General features: G+C 34.8%; 1 pseudogene. It reads right to left on the minus strand.

Going from position 1 to position 250, the window contains the following annotated elements:
• A pseudogene (locus SB751_RS33555) lies at positions 1-229 on the minus strand (hypothetical protein); the annotation flags it as partial.
• Between the last annotated feature and the right edge of the window lie 21 nt (positions 230-250).

Consider the following 250-nt stretch of genomic DNA (forward strand, 5'->3'; position numbering starts at 1 on the left):
CTAGCATTTTAAAGTAGCTATCAAACTTATTTAAATACAAATGACTATCGTCAGTCTGATCATCTATATTATCACAATCTGCATTAGGTAATTCACCGGTAGTAGTTGTTTCATCTGTATTTACATCTTTAGAAGCCTTTTCAGGGGCATCGTTGTCTTGCTTGCCATTACTACTAATTCGATTCTTTTTAGCAACGTTTATCGTTTCGACCGCCTTATCAAATGACATGGCTATACTAGGTGGTTTTAT

It is taken from the genome of Cupriavidus sp. SIMBA_020, from assembly GCF_046535395.1.
Classification (GTDB): domain Bacteria; phylum Pseudomonadota; class Gammaproteobacteria; order Burkholderiales; family Burkholderiaceae; genus Cupriavidus; species Cupriavidus campinensis.